Raw genomic sequence first — 15240 nt, 5'->3', positions numbered from 1 at the left:
CCCAGGGCCGACCACAAGGACCTCCCCCATGCCCCGCGACTACAAGATCGAAGACTATCGTAATTTCGGCATCATGGCTCACATCGATGCCGGCAAGACGACGACGACCGAGCGTATCCTGTACTACACGGGCAAGTCGCACAAAATCGGCGAGGTCCATGACGGCGCGGCCACCATGGACTGGATGGAGCAGGAGCAGGAGCGCGGCATCACGATCACGTCGGCCGCGACGACGACCTTCTGGCGCGGCAAGCGCCTGAACATCATCGACACGCCCGGCCACGTGGACTTCACCATCGAGGTGGAGCGCTCGCTGCGTGTGCTCGACGGTGCGGTGTGCTGCCTGGACGCCAACGCCGGCGTCGAGCCGCAGACCGAGACGGTCTGGCGCCAGGGCGACAAGTACAAGGTCCCGCGGATCATCTTCGTCAACAAGATGGACAAGCTCGGCGCGGACTACTTCAACTGCATCAAGATGGTGAAGGAACGCCTGGGCGCGGTCCCGCTCGTCACGCAGCTGCCGGTCGGTTCGGAGTCCGATTTCGAGGGCGTCGTCGACCTTCTCAAGATGAAGGCCGTGATCTGGGACGCCGAGACGCTGGGCGCGACCTTCCGCGAGGTCGAGATCCCCGCCGAGCTCGCCGACCAGGCCGCCGAATACCGCGAGAAGCTCGTGGAGTCCGCCGTCGAAATGGACGACGAGGCGATGGAGGCCTATCTCGGCGGCGAGGAGCCGTCCTACGAGAAGCTGATCTCGCTGATCCGCAAGGGCACCATCCTTCTCAAGTTCGTCCCGATCCTGTGCGGCTCGGCGTTCAAGAACAAGGGCGTCCAGCCCATGCTCGACGCGGTCGTCGACTATCTGCCCTCGCCGGTGGACGTGCTCGACATCCGCGGCATCGACCCCAAGACCGAGCAGGAGGTCAAGCGCCGGTCGTCCGACGACGAGCCGACCTCGCTGCTCGCCTTCAAGATCATGAACGACCCGTTCGTCGGTTCGCTCACCTTCTGCCGCATCTATTCCGGCAAGGTGGAGACCGGCACCTCGCTCCTGAACACCGTGAAGGAGAAGAAGGAACGCATCGGGCGCATGCTTCTGATGCACTCCAACTCGCGTGAGGACATCAAGGAAGCCTTCGCCGGCGACATCGTCGCCATCGCGGGCCTGAAGGACACCACGACGGGCGACACGCTCTGCGATCCGGCCAAGCCGGTGATCCTGGAGCGCATGGAGTTCCCCGAGCCGGTGATCGAGCTCGCGATCGAGCCGAAGTCGAAGGCCGACCAGGAGAAGCTCGGCGTCGCGCTGCAGCGCCTGGCCGCCGAGGACCCGTCCTTCCGCATGTCGACCGACGAGGAATCCGGCCAGACCATCATCGCCGGCATGGGCGAGCTGCACCTCGACATCATCGTCGACCGCATGCGCCGCGAGTTCAAGGTCGAGGCCAATGTCGGCCAGCCGCAGGTGGCCTACCGCGAAACCGTCGGCGTGCCGTGCGAGATCGACTATACGCACAAGAAGCAGTCGGGCGGTTCGGGCCAGTTCGCGCGCATCAAGCTGCAGATCGAGCCCAACGAGCCGGGCGCGGGCTTCCAGTTCGAGTCCAAGATCGTCGGCGGTTCGGTGCCGAAGGAATACATCCCGGGCGTGGAGAAGGGCATCAACTCGGTGCGCGAGAACGGCCTGCTGGCCGGCTTCCCGCTGATCGACTTCAAGGCCACGCTCGTGGACGGCGCCTATCACGACGTCGACTCCAGCGTGCTGGCCTTCGAGATCGCGGCGCGTGCCGCGATGCGCGAAGCCAAGCCGCAGATGAAGATCAAGCTGCTCGAACCGATCATGAAGGTCGAGGTCGTGACCCCGGACGAGTACACCGGCTCGGTCATCGGCGACCTCAACTCCCGCCGCGGCCAGATCCGCGACCAGGCGATGCGCGGCAATGCGACCGTCGTGAACGCGATGGTGCCGCTGGCCAACATGTTCGGCTACGTGAACAACCTGCGCTCTGCCACCCAGGGCCGTGCCCAGTTCACCATGCAGTTCGACCACTACGCGCCGGTGCCGCAGGCCGTCGCCGACGAGGTCATCTCGAAGATCGCCTGATCCGAGTGACGGACCGGGCTCCCAGGACAAGACGCCAGAAGAGCGAGACTTAAGATGGCTAAGGAAAAGTTTGCACGCACGAAGCCGCACGTGAACATCGGCACGATTGGTCACGTTGACCACGGCAAGACGACGCTGACGGCGGCGATCACGAAGTATTTCGGCGAGTTCCGGGCGTATGACCAGATTGACGGTGCGCCCGAGGAGAAGGCGCGCGGGATCACGATCTCGACGGCGCACGTGGAGTACGAGACGGAGAACCGTCACTACGCGCACGTGGACTGCCCGGGCCACGCGGACTACGTGAAGAACATGATCACGGGCGCGGCTCAGATGGACGGGGCGATCCTTGTCGTGAACGCGGCGGACGGTCCGATGCCGCAGACGCGCGAGCACATTCTTCTGGCGCGCCAGGTCGGCGTTCCGGCCCTGGTGGTGTTCCTGAACAAGGTGGACCAGGTCGACGATCCGGAGCTTCTGGAGCTGGTGGAGATGGAAGTGCGCGAGCTTCTGTCCTCCTACGACTTCCCGGGCGACGACATTCCGATCGTTGCCGGCTCTGCGCTGGCGGCGATGGAAGGGCGCGACAACGAGATCGGCGAGGACAAGATCCGCGAGCTGATGGCGGCTGTGGACGAGTACATCCCGACGCCGGAGCGTCCCAAGGACCAGGCCTTCCTGATGCCGATCGAGGACGTGTTCTCGATCTCGGGCCGGGGCACGGTCGTGACGGGCCGCATCGAGCGCGGCATCGTGAAGGTTGGCGACGAGATCGAGATCGTGGGCATCCGCGACACGGTGAAGACGACGTGCACGGGCGTTGAGATGTTCCGCAAGCTGCTCGACCAGGGCGAGGCGGGCGACAATGTGGGCATCCTGCTGCGCGGCATCGACCGTGAGGGCGTTGAGCGCGGCCAGGTTCTGGCCAAGCCGGGCTCGATCACCCCGCACAAGAAGTTCGAGGCGGAGGCCTACATCCTGACGAAGGAAGAGGGCGGGCGTCACACGCCGTTCTTCTCCAACTACCGTCCGCAGTTCTACTTCCGCACGACCGACGTGACCGGTGTTGTGACCCTGAAAGAGGGCACCGAGATGGTGATGCCGGGCGACAATGTGGAGATCAATGTCGAGCTGATCACCCCGATCGCGATGGAAGAGAAGCTGCGCTTCGCCATCCGCGAGGGCGGGCGCACGGTCGGCGCGGGCGTGGTGTCGAAGATCCTCGAGTAGTCTTCGAGCCCCCCCGCCTTACCGGCGAGACGAATCAGGGCCGCCCGGCAACCGGGCGGCCCTTTTTCGTGGCGCGTACACCCTCACGCTCCAGGTCCGGGACGGGGGCGGGGGCCGGCCGCGAGGCAGGGCAGGGGGCTGCGCGCCCGTCCGCCCCGCCGGGCTCGCGGCGGTTATCTGCGAAAACCGTCGCCGGCACTGTGCGAGAGCGCGTGATTTGCGTGACAAGGTGTTGACGGGGAAGGCGGGGAAGAGTATCGAACCGTCCTTCAAAGCGGACTGGCCGTGCCTTCGGGCAAACGCAGTCCCTCGAAACGAACAATTTGGATCTGCGTGAGCTGCCATCGCCCTGGCATGGGAATGGCGCGGCTCGCGCGCATTGTTGGGACCGGATCGATGGCACAACAAAACATTCGCATCCGCCTCAGGGCTTTCGATCATCGCGTGCTGGATAGCTCCGCGCGCGAGATCGTCTCCACGGCGAAGCGCACGGGCGCGGCGGTGCGCGGACCGATTCCGCTGCCGACGCGGATCGAGAAGTTCACGGTGCTGCGGGGTCCGCACATCGACAAGAAGTCCCGCGAACAGTTCGAGATGCGCACGCACAAGCGCGTGCTCGACATCGTTGACCCCACCCCGCAGACCGTGGACGCGCTGATGAAGCTCGACCTGTCTGCCGGCGTGGACGTCGAGATCAAGCTGGGAGCTTAAGACCATGAGCCAGGCTCAACAGCTGCGCACCGGCGTTCTGGCGAAGAAGATGGGCATGACCCGGATCTTCACCGAGGACGGCAATCACATGCCCGTCACGGTCCTGCACCTGGACAATGTCCAGGTCGTTGCCCAGCGCACCAAGGAGCGCGACGGCTACACCGCGCTCCAGCTCGGCGCGGGCGCGGCCAAGGCCAAGCGCACCTCCAAGCCGATGCGCGGCCATTTCGCGAAATCCTCCGTCGAGCCCAAGCGCAAGGTGATGGAGTTCCGCGTGTCGGAAGACGCGCTCATCGAGCCGGGCGCGACGCTGACCGCCGACCACTTCGCTGTGGGTCAGAAGGTCGACGTCTCCGGCATCACGATCGGCAAGGGTTTCGCGGGCGCCATGAAGCGCTGGAATTTCGGCGGCCTGCGCGCGACGCACGGCGTGTCGGTGTCCCACCGCTCGCACGGCTCCACCGGCCAGCGCCAGGACCCCGGCAAGGTGTTCAAGGGCAAGAAGATGGCCGGCCATCTCGGCACCGAGCGCGTCACGACCCAGAATCTCGAGGTCGTCCGCATCGACGCCGAGCGCGGCATCATCTGGCTGAAGGGCGCCGTTCCCGGCTCCGCCGACGGCTGGGTCGAGATCCGCGACGCGGTCAAGGGCGTGAAGGCCGACGCGCTTCCCTTCCCGGGGGCCTTCAAGGCGCCGGGCGAAGTCGACAGCCCGAAGCCGGGCTCCGAGGAAGCCGACATGGTCGCCGAAGGCGCCCCGACTGAAGGTCAGGTCGAAGCCGCGGCCGAAACCGCCGGCGAAGAGGAATCCAAGTCATGAAGATCGACGTGATCAAGCTCGATGCCGGCAAGGCCGGCTCGGTCGATCTCGACGATGCCATCTTCGGCATTGGCGAGATCCGCGCCGACCTGCTGCAGCGCGCCGTCAAGTGGCAGCTCTCGCGCCGCCAGGCCGGCACGCACAAGGCCAAGGAGCGCGGCGAGATCTCGCGCACCGGCAAGAAGATGACGCGCCAGAAGGGCACCGGCGGCGCCCGCCACGGCGACCGTCGCGCCCCGATCTTCGTCGGCGGCGGCAAGGCCCACGGCCCGCGCGTGCGCAGCCATGCGACCGACCTTCCCAAGAAGGTCCGCGCGCTCGCGCTCAAGCACGCCCTGTCGTCCAAGGCCGGCGGCTCCAGCCTCATCGTGCTCGACGAGGCCCGCCTCGACGCGCCCAGGACCAAGGACCTCATCGAGGCCTTCGGCAAGCTCGGCCTGACGAACGCCCTCATCATCGACGGCGAGACGCTCGACGAGAACTTCGCCCGCGCCGCGCGCAACATCCCGAACGTGGATGTGCTGCCGGCCCAGGGCCTCAATGTCTACGACGTGCTGCGCCGGGACACGCTGGTCCTGACCAAGGCGGCCGTGGAGAAGATCAACGAGCGGCTGCAGCCGCGGGAGAACGCGTAAATGCCCGCTCCGCGCCATTACGACACCATCATCGCGCCGGTGATCACCGAGAAGTCGACCCTGCTGTCGGAAGACAACAAGGTCGTGTTCAAGGTGCCGCTGAGCGCCACGAAGAAAGACATCGCCGAGGCGGTGGAAGAGCTTTTCAAGGTCAAGGTGAAGGCGGTCAACACGCTCATCACCAAGGGCAAGACCAAGCGCTTCCGCGGCACGCTCGGCCAGCGCAGCGACGTCAAGAAAGCGGTCGTGACCCTCGAAGAGGGCCACTCCATCGACGTCACGACGGGCCTGTAAGAGCGCCGGCAGGAGGAACAAGACAATGGCACTGAAGACATTCAAGCCGACCTCGCCGGGCCGCCGTGCACTGGTTCTGGTGGATCGCTCCGAGCTGCATGACGGCAAGCCGGAAAAGACCCTCGTCGAGGGTCTGCGCAAGAATGGCGGGCGCAACAATACCGGCCGCATCACCGCGCGCCGCCGCGGCGGCGGGGCCAAGCGCCTCTACCGCGTCGTCGACTTCAAGCGCGCCAAGCGGGATGTGCCCGCGACGGTGGAGCGCCTGGAATACGATCCGAACCGGACCGCCTTCATCGCGCTGATCAAGTACGAGGACGGCGAGCTGTCCTACATCCTCGCGCCGCAGCGCCTGGCCGTCGGCGACACCGTGATCGCCGGCCAGCGCGTCGACGTGAAGCCGGGCAACTGCATGCCGCTGCGCGCCATGCCGGTCGGCACGATCGTGCACAATGTCGAGATGAAGCCGCTCAAGGGCGGGCAGATCGCCCGTTCGGCCGGCTCCTACGCCCAGCTCGTCGGCCGCGATGCGGGCTATGCCCAGATCCGCCTGATGAGCGGCGAGCTGCGCATGGTGCACCAGGATTGCGTGGCCACCGTTGGCGCGGTGTCCAACCCCGACCACATGAACCAGAATATCGGCAAGGCCGGCCGCAACCGCCACCGCGGCTGGCGTCCGGCCGTGCGCGGCGTCGCGATGAACCCGGTCGACCACCCCCACGGTGGTGGTGAAGGCCGGACCTCGGGCGGCCGTCACCCGGTGACCCCGTGGGGCAAGCCCACCAAGGGCCGCAAGACCCGGAAGAACAAGGGCACCGACAAGTTCATCATCCGCTCGCGCCACGAGCGCAAGAAACGCTAAGGGAGCGCGTGTAACCCATGCCCCGTTCTGTCTGGAAAGGTCCGTTCGTCGACGGATACCTCCTGAAGAAGGCCGATGCCGCGCACGCGGGCGGCCGCAAGACGGCCATCAAGACCTGGTCGCGCCGCTCGACGATCATGCCGCAATTCGTGGGTCTGACCTTCCAGGTCCACAACGGCAACAAGTTCATCCCCGTGCTGGTGACCGAGGACATGGTCGGCCACAAGCTCGGCGAGTTCGCGCCCAGCCGGACCTATTACGGCCACGCGGCGGACAAGAAAGCCAAGAGGAAGTAGCGCGATGGGTCAGACCACCAATCCCCGCCGCGTCGCGGAAAACGAGGCGCGCGCCAAGCAGCGGATGATCCGTATCAGCCCGCAGAAGCTGAACCTCGTGGCGCAGATGATCCGCGGCAAGTCCGTGGAGCGCGCGCTCAACGACCTCACCTTCTCGCGCAAGCGCATCGCCGCCGACGTCAAGAAGGTGCTGGAGTCCGCGATCGCGAACGCCGAGAACAATCACGGCCTGGACATCGACTCCCTGGTCGTGGCCGAGGCCTATGTCGGCAAGAACATCGTCATGAAACGGTTCCGCGCGCGGGCGCGCGGCCGGGGTGCGCGCATCCTGAAGCCGTTCTCCGAACTCACGATCGTCGTCCGCGAAGTCGAGGAGGCCGCATAATGGGTCAGAAGGTCAATCCGATCGGCCTGCGCGTCGGGATCAACCGCACCTGGGAGAGCCGCTGGTTCGCCAAGGGCGAGGAATATGCCGAACTCCTCCACGAGGACCTCGCGATCCGCAAGTTCCTCAAGGACAAGCTGAAGAACGCCTCGGTGTCCAAGATCGTCATCGAGCGCCCGCACAAGAAGTGCCGCGTCACCATCCACACGGCCCGTCCGGGTGTGGTGATCGGCAAGAAGGGCGCCGATATCGAGAAGCTGCGCCGCGAACTCGTCGCCATGACCACCGGTGAGGTCTTCCTCAACCTGGTCGAGGTGCGCAAGCCGGAAACCGACGCCAACCTGGTTGCGGAATCCATCGCCCAGCAGCTTGAGCGCCGCGTGGCTTTCCGCCGCGCGATGAAGCGCTCCCTGCAGACGACGATGCGCATGGGTGCCCTGGGGTGCCGGATCATGTGCTCGGGTCGTCTGGGCGGGGCCGAGATCGCGCGCACCGAGCAGTACCACGAGGGCTCGATCCCGCTGCACACGCTGCGTGCCGACATCGATTACGGCTTCGCCGAGGCGATGACCGCGATGGGCATCATCGGCGTCAAGGTGTGGATCTACAAGGGCGAGATCCTCGAGCACGATCCGATGGCGTCCGAGCGCCGTCTCCAGGAAACCGGTGAGCAGCGCGCCCGTTCGGGCCGCGCCGCCGCCTAAGGTCGAGGCAGGAGTAGAGACATGCTTCAACCGAAGCGCACCAAGTACCGGAAGGCCTTCAAGGGCCGGATTCACGGTAATGCCAAGGGCGGCTTCACGCTCAATTTCGGCTCCTACGGCCTGAAGGCCCTGGAACCGGAACGCGTCACCGCGCGCCAGATCGAGGCGACCCGCCGCGCCATCACCCGCCACATGAAGCGGGCCGGCCGGGTGTGGATCCGCATCTATCCGGACCTGCCGGTGTCGAAGAAGCCGACCGAGGTCCGCATGGGCAAGGGCAAGGGCTCCCCGGAATACTGGGTGGCCAAGATCAAGCCGGGCCGGATCATGTTCGAGATCGACGGCGTGCCGGACGATGTCGCGCGCGAAGCGCTGCGGCTCGGCGCGGCCAAGCTGCCGATCAAGACCAAGGTCGTGACCCGTCCGGGCGAACAGGAGACAGCGCGATGAAGGCCGACGACGTCCGCGCTCTGAGCGACGATCAGCTTCAGGACGAGCTCCTGAAACTGAAGAAAGAGCAATTCAACCTGCGTTTCCAGCAGGCCTCGGGCCAGCTGGAGAACACCGCGCGTTTCGGGAAAATCCGCAAGGACATCGCCCGGATCAAGACGGATCTCCGTCGCCGCGCGCTCGAGAGCCAAGGGAGCTAGGCGATGCCGAAGCGAATTCTGCAAGGCACCGTGGTCGGCGACAAGCAGGACAAGACGGTGATCGTCCGCGTCGAGCGGACCTTCCTGCACCCCCTGCTGCGCAAGACCGTGCGCCGCTCGAAGAAATACCACGCGCACGATGAATCGAACGCGAAGAAGATCGGCGATCAGGTCCTGATCCAGGAATGCGCGCCGAAGTCGAAGCTCAAGCGGTGGGAGGTCGTCGCGGAGCAGGCGTGAGCCTTGTATCCCGCGAAGACCATCCTGATCTGATGGAGGATCACGATGATCCAGATGCAAACCAATCTGGACGTGGCCGATAACTCCGGCGCCCGCCGTGTTCAGTGCATCAAGGTGCTGGGCGGAGCGAAGCGGCGTTATGCGCGCGTCGGCGACATCATTGTCGTCTCGGTCAAGGAAGCCGCGCCGAAGGGCCGGGTGAAGAAGGGCGACGTGCGCAAGGCCGTGGTCGTGCGCACCGCCGCGGACATCAAGCGCCGCGACGGCTCGGTCATCCGCTTCGACAACAACGCGGCGGTCCTGATCAACCAGAACGGCGAACCGATCGGCACGCGCATCTTCGGCCCCGTGCCGCGCGAGCTTCGTGCGAAGCAACACATGAAGATCGTCTCGCTGGCTCCGGAGGTGCTGTAGTCATGGCTGCGAAGGTCAAGAAGGGCGACAAGGTCGTCGTGCTGGTCGGCCGCGACAAGGGCAAGACCGGAACCGTGAACAAGGTGATGCCCGACGAGGATCGGGTCATCGTCTCGGGCGTGAACATGGTCAAGCGCCACCAGCGCCCGACCCAGTTCCAGGCCGGCGGGATCGAAGAGAAAGAAGCGCCGATCCACGTGTCCAACGTGGCGATCGCCGATCCGAAGACCGGTGAGCCGACCCGCGTCGGCTTCAGGACCGAGGACGGCAAGAAGGTCCGCTATGCCAAGAAATCCGGCGAGGTGATCGATGTCTGACGCCGCTACCTACGAACCGCGCCTGAAGGCCCGCTACCGCGACGAGATCCGCGCGCGCCTGAAGGAGAAGTTCGCCTACACGAACGAGATGGAAGTCCCGCGGCTGGAAAAGGTCGTGATCAATTTCGGCGTCGGCGAGGCGGCCCAGGATTCCAAGAAGATCCAGGGCGCCCTGAAGGACCTCGAGGCGATCGCCGGCCAGAAGCCGGTGGCGACCAAGTCGAAGACCTCGATCGCGGGCTTCAAGCTGCGCGAGGATCAGCTGATCGGCGCGAAGGTCACCCTTCGCAAGGATCGCATGTACGAGTTTCTCGACCGTCTCATCACCGTCGCCCTGCCGCGCGTTCGCGACTTCCGCGGACTGAACGGCAAGAGCTTCGATGGCCGGGGCAATTACGCGATGGGCCTGAAAGAGCACATCGTGTTCCCGGAGATCGACTACGACAAGGTCGAGAAGATCCGCGGTATGGACATCGTGGTGTGCACCACGGCCAAGACCGATGAAGAAGCGAAGGCCCTGCTGGCCGAGTTCGAGTTCCCGTTCACGAACTAACGCAGCAGGAACGCGGTCCCGTGGTGGGGCCGCACGCAGGAGAAAGTTGAATGGCTAAGAAGAGTGCAGTCGAACGCAACAACCGCGTCCGCAAACTCGCAAAGCAGTACGAGGCCAAGCGCGAGCGCCTGAAGGCGGTTGCGCGCGATACCGAGCGCCCGGTCGACGAGCGCTTCGCCGCGCAGCTGAAGCTCGCCGAGCTTCCGCGCAATTCCTCGCCGACGCGCATTCGCAACCGCTGCGAAGTGTCGGGCCGTCCGCGCGGCTATTACCGCAAGCTGAAGATGTCGCGTATCGCGCTGCGTCAACTCGCCAGCCACGGGCTCATCCCGGGCATGGTCAAGTCGAGCTGGTAGGGAGAGGGCAAGATGTCCATGATCGATCCGCTCGGCGATATGCTGACCCGCATCCGCAACGCGCTGCTGCGTAACCGCTCCAGCGTGCGCACCCCCGCCTCGAAGCTTCGCCAGCGCGTGCTCGACGTGCTGCTGGAGGAAGGCTTCATCCGGGGCTATTCGGAGACCACCGACGCGAAGGGCTTCAAGGAGTTCGAGATCGAACTGAAGTACTTCGAGGGCGCTCCCGTCATCAACGATATCAAGCGCGTGTCCAAGCCGGGCCGGCGCGAGTATCGCAAGGTCAGAGATCTTCCGCTGGTCCGCAACGGGCTCGGGATCGCGATCGTCTCCACGCCGAAGGGCGTGATGAGCGACGCGGCCGCGCGCGAGGCGAATGTCGGCGGCGAGATTCTCTGCCACATCAGCTAAGGGGAGATTTCTACATGTCTCGTTTGGGAAAGCTTCCCGTCGAAATCCCCTCCGGCGTCACTGCGACCCTGGCGTCCGGCGTGCTGCAGGTGAAGGGCCCGAAGGGCGAGCTGAAGTTCGCCATCCCCGACACCATCGAGGTCACGCAGGAAGACAAGGCGATCAAGATCAGCCCCGCTGACCAGACCGCCGAGTCGCGCGCCATGTGGGGCACCGCCCGCGCCACCATCTCCAACATGATGGTCGGCGTGACCAACGGCTTCACCCGCGACCTGGAACTGGTCGGCGTCGGCTACCGCGCGCAGATGCAGGGCAACGATCTGAAACTCGCGCTCGGCCTGTCGCACGACGTGATCTACAAGCCGCGCCCCGGCATCAAGATCGCGACCCCGAAGCCGACCGAGATCAAGATCGAGGGCCCGGACAAGCAGGTGGTCGGCCAGACTGCCGCGGAGATCCGCGAGTTCCGTCCGCCGGAACCCTACAAGGGCAAGGGCATCAAGTATTCCGACGAGTACATTCGCCGGAAAGAAGGCAAGAAGAAGTAAGGGTACGGCGATGAAATCTGCACGCGAAAAGATGCAACGCCGCGCTCAGCGCACGCGCGCGCGGCTTGCCAAGACCTCGAGCGGGCGTCCGCGCCTGTCGGTCTACCGCTCGTCCAAGCACATCTACGCCCAGATCATCGACGACGCGAAGGGCGAGACCCTGGCTGCGGCGTCGACTCTGGAAAAGGACGTGCGCGGCGACGCGGTGACCGGCGCGACGGTCGAACTCGCCGGCAAGGTCGGCAAGCTCGTCGCCGAGCGGGCCAAGGCCAAGGGCCTGACCGAGGTCGTGTTCGACCGCGGCGGCTACATCTATCATGGGCGCATCAAAGCGCTCGCCGAAGCCGCCCGCGAGGGCGGGCTGCAATTCTAAGGGAGGCGGCGCATGGCTCGAGATCAAGAGCGCGGCGGTCGCGACCGCAGGCGGAAAGACCGCGAAGAGGAGCAGGGCGACGAACTCGTCGACAAGCTCGTCCACATCAACCGTGTCGCCAAGACCGTGAAGGGCGGCCGGAACTTCCAGTTCGCCGCGCTCGCGGTGGTCGGTGACCAGAAGGGCCGCGTCGGCTTCGGCCAGGGCAAGGCCCGAGAGGTTCCCGAGGCGATCCGCAAGGCGACCGAGGAAGCCAAGAAGACGATGGTGCGCATTCCGCTGCGCGAAGGCCGCACCCTGCACCATGACGGCAAGGGCCGTTGGGGTGCGGGCAAGGTGGTCCTGCGTGCGGCGCCTCCGGGCACCGGCGTCATCGCCGGCGGTCCGATGCGTGCGGTGCTGGAATGCCTGGGCGTTCACGACGTGGTGGCCAAGTCCACCGGCTCTTCGAACCCCTACAACATGATCCGCGCGACGTTCGACGCCCTGAAGTCCCAGGAGAGCCCCCGCACGGTGGCCTCCAAGCGCGGGCTGAAGGTCGGCGATCTCGCCAACCGCCGCCGCGACGGGGCCTCTTCGCCCGAAGCGATCGAGTCCTAGGGGTTAGACGATGGCCAAGAAATCCACCCTCGTCGTGCGCCAGACCGGCAGCTCGACCCGCCGCCCGAAGGACCAGCTGCAGACCCTCGTCGGTCTGGGGCTCGGCCGTATCGGCAAGCAACGCGAACTCGAGGACACCCCCTCGGTGCGCGGCATGATCGCCAAGGTCTCGCACCTGGTCGAAATCGTCGAGAAGCCGGCGTAAGCCCGCTTCGATAAAGGAGTACATCCCATGCGTCTGAACGAACTGCGCGACAATCCGGGCGCCGTCAAAGAGCGCACCCGCATCGGTCGCGGCATCGGCTCGGGCAAGGGCAAGACCGGCGGACGCGGCGTGAAGGGCCAGAAGTCCCGTTCCGGCGTGGCCATCAAGGGCTTCGAGGGCGGCCAGATGCCGCTGCACCAGCGTCTGCCCAAGCGCGGCTTCACCCAGCCGAACCGGGCGCGCTATGCCGAGGTCACGCTCGATCGCCTGCAGAAGGCGGTCGATGCCAAGAAGCTCGATGCCAAGAAGACGGTCGACGCGGCCGCCCTGGTCGAGGCCGGCGTGATCCGCCGTGCGCTTGACGGCGTGCGCGTGATCGGCGGCGGCGAGCTGAAGGCCAAGCTGAACCTGGTCGTGGCCGGCGGCTCCAAGCCCGCCATCGCCGCGATCGAGAAGGCCGGCGGCACGGTGGCCATCCAGGCGCCTGCCAAGACCGACAGCGAAGACTAGTGCATTCGGGCGGCGCGCTCCCCATGTCGAGGGGCGCGCCGCCCTTTTCGCGCCCGGATGGAGTGACCTGACCCGATGGCGTCCGCCGCAGAACAGCTCGCACGCAACATGAACTTCGCCTCCTTCGCCCAGGCGAAGGAGCTGCAGAAGCGTATCCTGTTCACCCTGATGGTCCTGGTGATCTACCGCATCGGGACCTATGTGCCGATCCCGGGCATCGATCCGGAAGTGTTCCGCCAGACCTGGCTCAACCAGCAGAGCGGCATCCTCGGCAATCTGAACATCTTCGCGGGCGGCGCGGTCGAGCGCATGGCGATCTTCGCGCTCAACGTGATGCCCTACATCTCCGCCTCGATCATCATGCAGCTGATGGCGGCCACCGTGCCCACGCTCGAGCGCATGAAGAAGGAAGGCGGCGAGCAGGGCCGCAAGCAGATCAACCAGTATTCGCGCTATCTCACCGTCATTCTCGCCGCGGTGCAGGCCTTCGCCATCGCCATCGGCATGGAGCAGCCCAACACCGCCGGCGTCACGCCCGCGATCGATCCGGGCTGGTTCTTCCGCATCAATGTGGTGATCACGCTCGTGGGCGGCACGATGTTCCTGCTGTGGCTCGGCGAGCAGATCACTGCGCGCGGCGTGGGCAACGGCGTGTCGCTGATCATCTTCGCGGGCATCATCGCGGAAATGCCGCGCGCCCTGTTCCAGCTGCTCGCCCAGGGCGAGGAAGGCACCGTGGGCGGGGGCACCGTCATCGTCGCGCTCGCGCTGATGCTGGCCGTGCTCGTCTTCGTGGTGTTCATCGAGCGCTCGCAGCGCCGCCTCCTGGTGCAGTATCCCAAGCGCCAGGTCGGCAATCGCATGATGGGGGGGGAATCCTCCTTCCTGCCGCTGAAGCTCAACACGGCGGGCGTCATCCCGGCGATCTTCGCGAGCTCGCTGCTCTTCCTGCCGCAGACCGTCGCCGGCTTCACCGCCCAGGGCGGGGGGCCGGAGTGGCTGCGCACGATCACGGTCCTGCTCGGCCCCGGCCAGCCGCTCTTCATCGCGTTCTACGCCGCGCTGATCATCTTCTTCTGCTTCTTCTACACCTCCATCGTCTTCAATCCGGAGGACACCGCGGAGAATCTGAAGAAGCATGGCGGCTTCCTGCCCGGCATCCGCCCCGGCAAGCGTACCGCGGAATATCTCGACTACGTGCTGACGCGTCTGACCGTGATCGGCGCGGGTTATCTGACCATCGTCTGCGTCTTTCCCGAGGTGCTGCGCGCCCAGGCGCCGGCCATCCCCTTCTATATCGGGGGTACCGCGGTGCTCATCGTGGTCTCGGTCACCCTCGATACGGTGACGCAGATCCAGTCTCACCTGCTCGCCCACCAGTATGAGGGGCTGATCAAGAAGACCAAGCTGCGGGGGCGCAAGCGATGAACGTGATCCTGTTCGGCCCGCCCAACGCCGGCAAGGGGACCCAGGCCAAGCGCCTCGTCTCCGAGTATGGCTGGGTGCATCTGTCCACCGGCGACATGCTGCGCGCCGCGCGCGCGGCCGGTACCGAGCTCGGCAAGCAGGTCGCCGCGATCATCGATCGCGGGGACCTGGTCTCCGACGAGATCGTCATCGCCCTGATCGAGGAGCGCCTGCCCGAGGCCGAGAAGGCCGGCGGGGCGGTGTTCGACGGTTTTCCGCGCACGATCGCCCAGGCCAGGGCGCTCGACCGGCTGATGGAAAGCCGTGGGTCGCAGATCGACAAGGTGATCCGCCTGAAGGTGGATCGCGAGGAACTGACCCGGCGCGTGGAGAAGCGCGCGCGGGAGGAGGGCCGGACCGACGACACGGTCGAGGTCTTCAAGAATCGTCTCGACACCTACGAGGCCGAGACGAAGCCGCTCATCCCCTACTACGCGGGCCAGGAAAAGCTGGTGAACGTCGACGGGATGGGCAGCGTGGACGAGGTGGCTGCCGGGATCGACAAGGCGCTCGGCCGCTAGAGGAGGCGATCCTTGCGCTGCTTCTGCAGCGCAC

At 65.7% G+C, this 15240-nt stretch carries 25 protein-coding genes; all 25 read left to right on the top strand.

The window, feature by feature from the left end; translation table 11 throughout:
- The first annotated feature begins 28 nt into the window (after nt 1–28).
- Nucleotides 29–2104: an elongation factor G gene (gene fusA, locus JW792_RS06605; protein ID WP_135997607.1), complete on the top strand. Its 2076-nt coding sequence runs from the start codon at nt 29–31 to the stop codon at nt 2102–2104.
- 54 nt (nt 2105–2158) lie between these two features.
- Entirely contained in the window at nt 2159–3334 is a 1176-nt protein-coding gene (gene tuf, locus JW792_RS06600) for an elongation factor Tu (protein ID WP_206340921.1), read from the top strand.
- Nucleotides 3335–3730: 396 nt separating this feature from the next.
- Entirely contained in the window at nt 3731–4045 is a 315-nt protein-coding gene (rpsJ, locus tag JW792_RS06595) for a 30S ribosomal protein S10 (RefSeq protein ID WP_135945863.1), read from the top strand.
- 22 nt (nt 4046–4067) lie between these two features.
- Entirely contained in the window at nt 4068–4865 is a 798-nt protein-coding gene (rplC, locus tag JW792_RS06590) for a 50S ribosomal protein L3 (protein ID WP_135997583.1), read from the top strand.
- Nucleotides 4862–5500 (top strand): 50S ribosomal protein L4, encoded by a 639-nt coding sequence (rplD, locus tag JW792_RS06585; RefSeq protein WP_135997453.1) that lies wholly within the window; start codon nt 4862–4864, stop codon nt 5498–5500. The genes rplC and rplD overlap by 4 nt, the downstream gene beginning before the upstream one ends.
- Entirely contained in the window at nt 5501–5794 is a 294-nt protein-coding gene (locus JW792_RS06580) for a 50S ribosomal protein L23 (protein ID WP_135997454.1), read from the top strand.
- Between the two features lie 25 nt (nt 5795–5819).
- On the top strand, nt 5820–6656 hold the full coding sequence (rplB, locus tag JW792_RS06575) for a 50S ribosomal protein L2 (RefSeq protein ID WP_135997455.1): 837 nt from the start codon (nt 5820–5822) through the stop codon (nt 6654–6656).
- A 17-nt stretch (nt 6657–6673) separates the two neighbouring features.
- Nucleotides 6674–6952 carry a 30S ribosomal protein S19 gene (gene rpsS, locus JW792_RS06570; protein WP_135997456.1) on the top strand — a complete coding sequence of 93 codons (279 nt, stop codon included), beginning with the start codon at nt 6674–6676 and terminating at the stop codon, nt 6950–6952.
- Between the two features lie 4 nt (nt 6953–6956).
- On the top strand, nt 6957–7337 hold the full coding sequence (gene rplV / locus JW792_RS06565) for a 50S ribosomal protein L22 (RefSeq protein ID WP_135997457.1): 381 nt from the start codon (nt 6957–6959) through the stop codon (nt 7335–7337).
- Entirely contained in the window at nt 7337–8041 is a 705-nt protein-coding gene (rpsC, locus tag JW792_RS06560) for a 30S ribosomal protein S3 (protein WP_135997458.1), read from the top strand. The genes rplV and rpsC overlap by 1 nt, the downstream gene beginning before the upstream one ends.
- A gap of 21 nt (nt 8042–8062) precedes the next feature.
- Nucleotides 8063–8491 (top strand): 50S ribosomal protein L16, encoded by a 429-nt coding sequence (gene rplP, locus JW792_RS06555; protein WP_135997459.1) that lies wholly within the window; start codon nt 8063–8065, stop codon nt 8489–8491.
- Nucleotides 8488–8691, top strand: a complete 204-nt coding sequence (rpmC, locus tag JW792_RS06550; protein WP_135997460.1) for a 50S ribosomal protein L29 — start codon at nt 8488–8490, stop codon at nt 8689–8691. Before rplP ends, rpmC begins: the two co-directional genes overlap by 4 nt.
- Nucleotides 8692–8694: 3 nt before the next feature.
- The gene (rpsQ, locus tag JW792_RS06545; protein ID WP_135997461.1) at nt 8695–8931 is read left to right on the top strand and encodes a 30S ribosomal protein S17; all 237 of its coding nucleotides are present in this window, start codon (nt 8695–8697) and stop codon (nt 8929–8931) included.
- 45 nt (nt 8932–8976) lie between these two features.
- Entirely contained in the window at nt 8977–9345 is a 369-nt protein-coding gene (gene rplN / locus JW792_RS06540) for a 50S ribosomal protein L14 (protein WP_135997462.1), read from the top strand.
- A gap of 2 nt (nt 9346–9347) precedes the next feature.
- Nucleotides 9348–9662, top strand: coding sequence for a 50S ribosomal protein L24 (gene rplX, locus JW792_RS06535; protein ID WP_135997463.1), 315 nt, complete (start codon nt 9348–9350; stop codon nt 9660–9662).
- Nucleotides 9655–10215: a 50S ribosomal protein L5 gene (gene rplE, locus JW792_RS06530; protein WP_135997464.1), complete on the top strand. Its 561-nt coding sequence runs from the start codon at nt 9655–9657 to the stop codon at nt 10213–10215. Before rplX ends, rplE begins: the two co-directional genes overlap by 8 nt.
- Nucleotides 10216–10265: 50 nt before the next feature.
- Nucleotides 10266–10571, top strand: coding sequence for a 30S ribosomal protein S14 (gene rpsN / locus JW792_RS06525; protein ID WP_135997465.1), 306 nt, complete (start codon nt 10266–10268; stop codon nt 10569–10571).
- A 12-nt stretch (nt 10572–10583) separates the two neighbouring features.
- Entirely contained in the window at nt 10584–10982 is a 399-nt protein-coding gene (gene rpsH, locus JW792_RS06520) for a 30S ribosomal protein S8 (RefSeq protein WP_135997466.1), read from the top strand.
- Nucleotides 10983–10996: 14 nt separating this feature from the next.
- Complete coding sequence (gene rplF / locus JW792_RS06515; protein WP_135997467.1) at nt 10997–11530, top strand: 50S ribosomal protein L6; 534 nt, start codon at nt 10997–10999, stop codon at nt 11528–11530.
- A 31-nt stretch (nt 11531–11561) separates the two neighbouring features.
- On the top strand, nt 11562–11903 hold the full coding sequence (gene rplR, locus JW792_RS06510) for a 50S ribosomal protein L18 (RefSeq protein WP_420871266.1): 342 nt from the start codon (nt 11562–11564) through the stop codon (nt 11901–11903).
- A 12-nt stretch (nt 11904–11915) separates the two neighbouring features.
- Entirely contained in the window at nt 11916–12503 is a 588-nt protein-coding gene (rpsE, locus tag JW792_RS06505; protein ID WP_135997469.1) for a 30S ribosomal protein S5, read from the top strand.
- 10 nt (nt 12504–12513) lie between these two features.
- Nucleotides 12514–12708 (top strand): 50S ribosomal protein L30, encoded by a 195-nt coding sequence (gene rpmD / locus JW792_RS06500; protein ID WP_135997470.1) that lies wholly within the window; start codon nt 12514–12516, stop codon nt 12706–12708.
- A gap of 27 nt (nt 12709–12735) precedes the next feature.
- Nucleotides 12736–13218 (top strand): 50S ribosomal protein L15, encoded by a 483-nt coding sequence (gene rplO / locus JW792_RS06495; RefSeq protein ID WP_135997471.1) that lies wholly within the window; start codon nt 12736–12738, stop codon nt 13216–13218.
- A gap of 75 nt (nt 13219–13293) precedes the next feature.
- Nucleotides 13294–14646: a preprotein translocase subunit SecY gene (gene secY, locus JW792_RS06490; RefSeq protein ID WP_135997472.1), complete on the top strand. Its 1353-nt coding sequence runs from the start codon at nt 13294–13296 to the stop codon at nt 14644–14646.
- Nucleotides 14643–15206, top strand: a complete 564-nt coding sequence (locus JW792_RS06485; RefSeq protein ID WP_135997473.1) for an adenylate kinase — start codon at nt 14643–14645, stop codon at nt 15204–15206. The genes secY and JW792_RS06485 overlap by 4 nt, the downstream gene beginning before the upstream one ends.
- Nucleotides 15207–15240: the final 34 nt, after the last annotated feature.

Source organism: Marinicauda algicola (genome assembly GCF_017161425.1).
Classification (GTDB): Bacteria; Pseudomonadota; Alphaproteobacteria; order Caulobacterales; family Maricaulaceae; genus Marinicauda; species Marinicauda algicola.
Note: the sequence above shows the minus strand (reverse complement) of the source record. Positions and strands in the feature narration are given on the sequence as shown.

Excerpts from the sequence above, each read along its gene's own strand:
- rpsN (WP_135997465.1), top strand. The coding sequence starts at position 10,266 with ATGGCTAAGAAGAGTGCAGTCGAACGCAACAACCGCGTCCGCAAACTC.
- rpsS (WP_135997456.1), top strand. The coding sequence starts at position 6,674 with ATGCCCCGTTCTGTCTGGAAAGGTCCGTTCGTCGACGGATACCTCCTG.
- rpmD (WP_135997470.1), top strand. The coding sequence starts at position 12,514 with ATGGCCAAGAAATCCACCCTCGTCGTGCGCCAGACCGGCAGCTCGACC.
- rplF (WP_135997467.1), top strand. The coding sequence starts at position 10,997 with ATGTCTCGTTTGGGAAAGCTTCCCGTCGAAATCCCCTCCGGCGTCACT.
- JW792_RS06580 (WP_135997454.1), top strand. The coding sequence starts at position 5,501 with ATGCCCGCTCCGCGCCATTACGACACCATCATCGCGCCGGTGATCACC.
- rplB (WP_135997455.1), top strand. The coding sequence starts at position 5,820 with ATGGCACTGAAGACATTCAAGCCGACCTCGCCGGGCCGCCGTGCACTG.
- rplN (WP_135997462.1), top strand. The coding sequence starts at position 8,977 with ATGATCCAGATGCAAACCAATCTGGACGTGGCCGATAACTCCGGCGCC.
- rpsJ (WP_135945863.1), top strand. The coding sequence starts at position 3,731 with ATGGCACAACAAAACATTCGCATCCGCCTCAGGGCTTTCGATCATCGC.
- rpsC (WP_135997458.1), top strand. The coding sequence starts at position 7,337 with ATGGGTCAGAAGGTCAATCCGATCGGCCTGCGCGTCGGGATCAACCGC.
- rpsE (WP_135997469.1), top strand. The coding sequence starts at position 11,916 with ATGGCTCGAGATCAAGAGCGCGGCGGTCGCGACCGCAGGCGGAAAGAC.
- JW792_RS06485 (WP_135997473.1), top strand. The coding sequence starts at position 14,643 with ATGAACGTGATCCTGTTCGGCCCGCCCAACGCCGGCAAGGGGACCCAG.
- rplV (WP_135997457.1), top strand. The coding sequence starts at position 6,957 with ATGGGTCAGACCACCAATCCCCGCCGCGTCGCGGAAAACGAGGCGCGC.
- rplO (WP_135997471.1), top strand. The coding sequence starts at position 12,736 with ATGCGTCTGAACGAACTGCGCGACAATCCGGGCGCCGTCAAAGAGCGC.
- rpsQ (WP_135997461.1), top strand. The coding sequence starts at position 8,695 with ATGCCGAAGCGAATTCTGCAAGGCACCGTGGTCGGCGACAAGCAGGAC.
- rplP (WP_135997459.1), top strand. The coding sequence starts at position 8,063 with ATGCTTCAACCGAAGCGCACCAAGTACCGGAAGGCCTTCAAGGGCCGG.
- rplD (WP_135997453.1), top strand. The coding sequence starts at position 4,862 with ATGAAGATCGACGTGATCAAGCTCGATGCCGGCAAGGCCGGCTCGGTC.
- tuf (WP_206340921.1), top strand. The coding sequence starts at position 2,159 with ATGGCTAAGGAAAAGTTTGCACGCACGAAGCCGCACGTGAACATCGGC.
- secY (WP_135997472.1), top strand. The coding sequence starts at position 13,294 with ATGGCGTCCGCCGCAGAACAGCTCGCACGCAACATGAACTTCGCCTCC.
- fusA (WP_135997607.1), top strand. The coding sequence starts at position 29 with ATGCCCCGCGACTACAAGATCGAAGACTATCGTAATTTCGGCATCATG.
- rplR (WP_420871266.1), top strand. The coding sequence starts at position 11,562 with ATGCAACGCCGCGCTCAGCGCACGCGCGCGCGGCTTGCCAAGACCTCG.
- rplE (WP_135997464.1), top strand. The coding sequence starts at position 9,655 with ATGTCTGACGCCGCTACCTACGAACCGCGCCTGAAGGCCCGCTACCGC.
- rpmC (WP_135997460.1), top strand. The coding sequence starts at position 8,488 with ATGAAGGCCGACGACGTCCGCGCTCTGAGCGACGATCAGCTTCAGGAC.
- rpsH (WP_135997466.1), top strand. The coding sequence starts at position 10,584 with ATGTCCATGATCGATCCGCTCGGCGATATGCTGACCCGCATCCGCAAC.
- rplX (WP_135997463.1), top strand. The coding sequence starts at position 9,348 with ATGGCTGCGAAGGTCAAGAAGGGCGACAAGGTCGTCGTGCTGGTCGGC.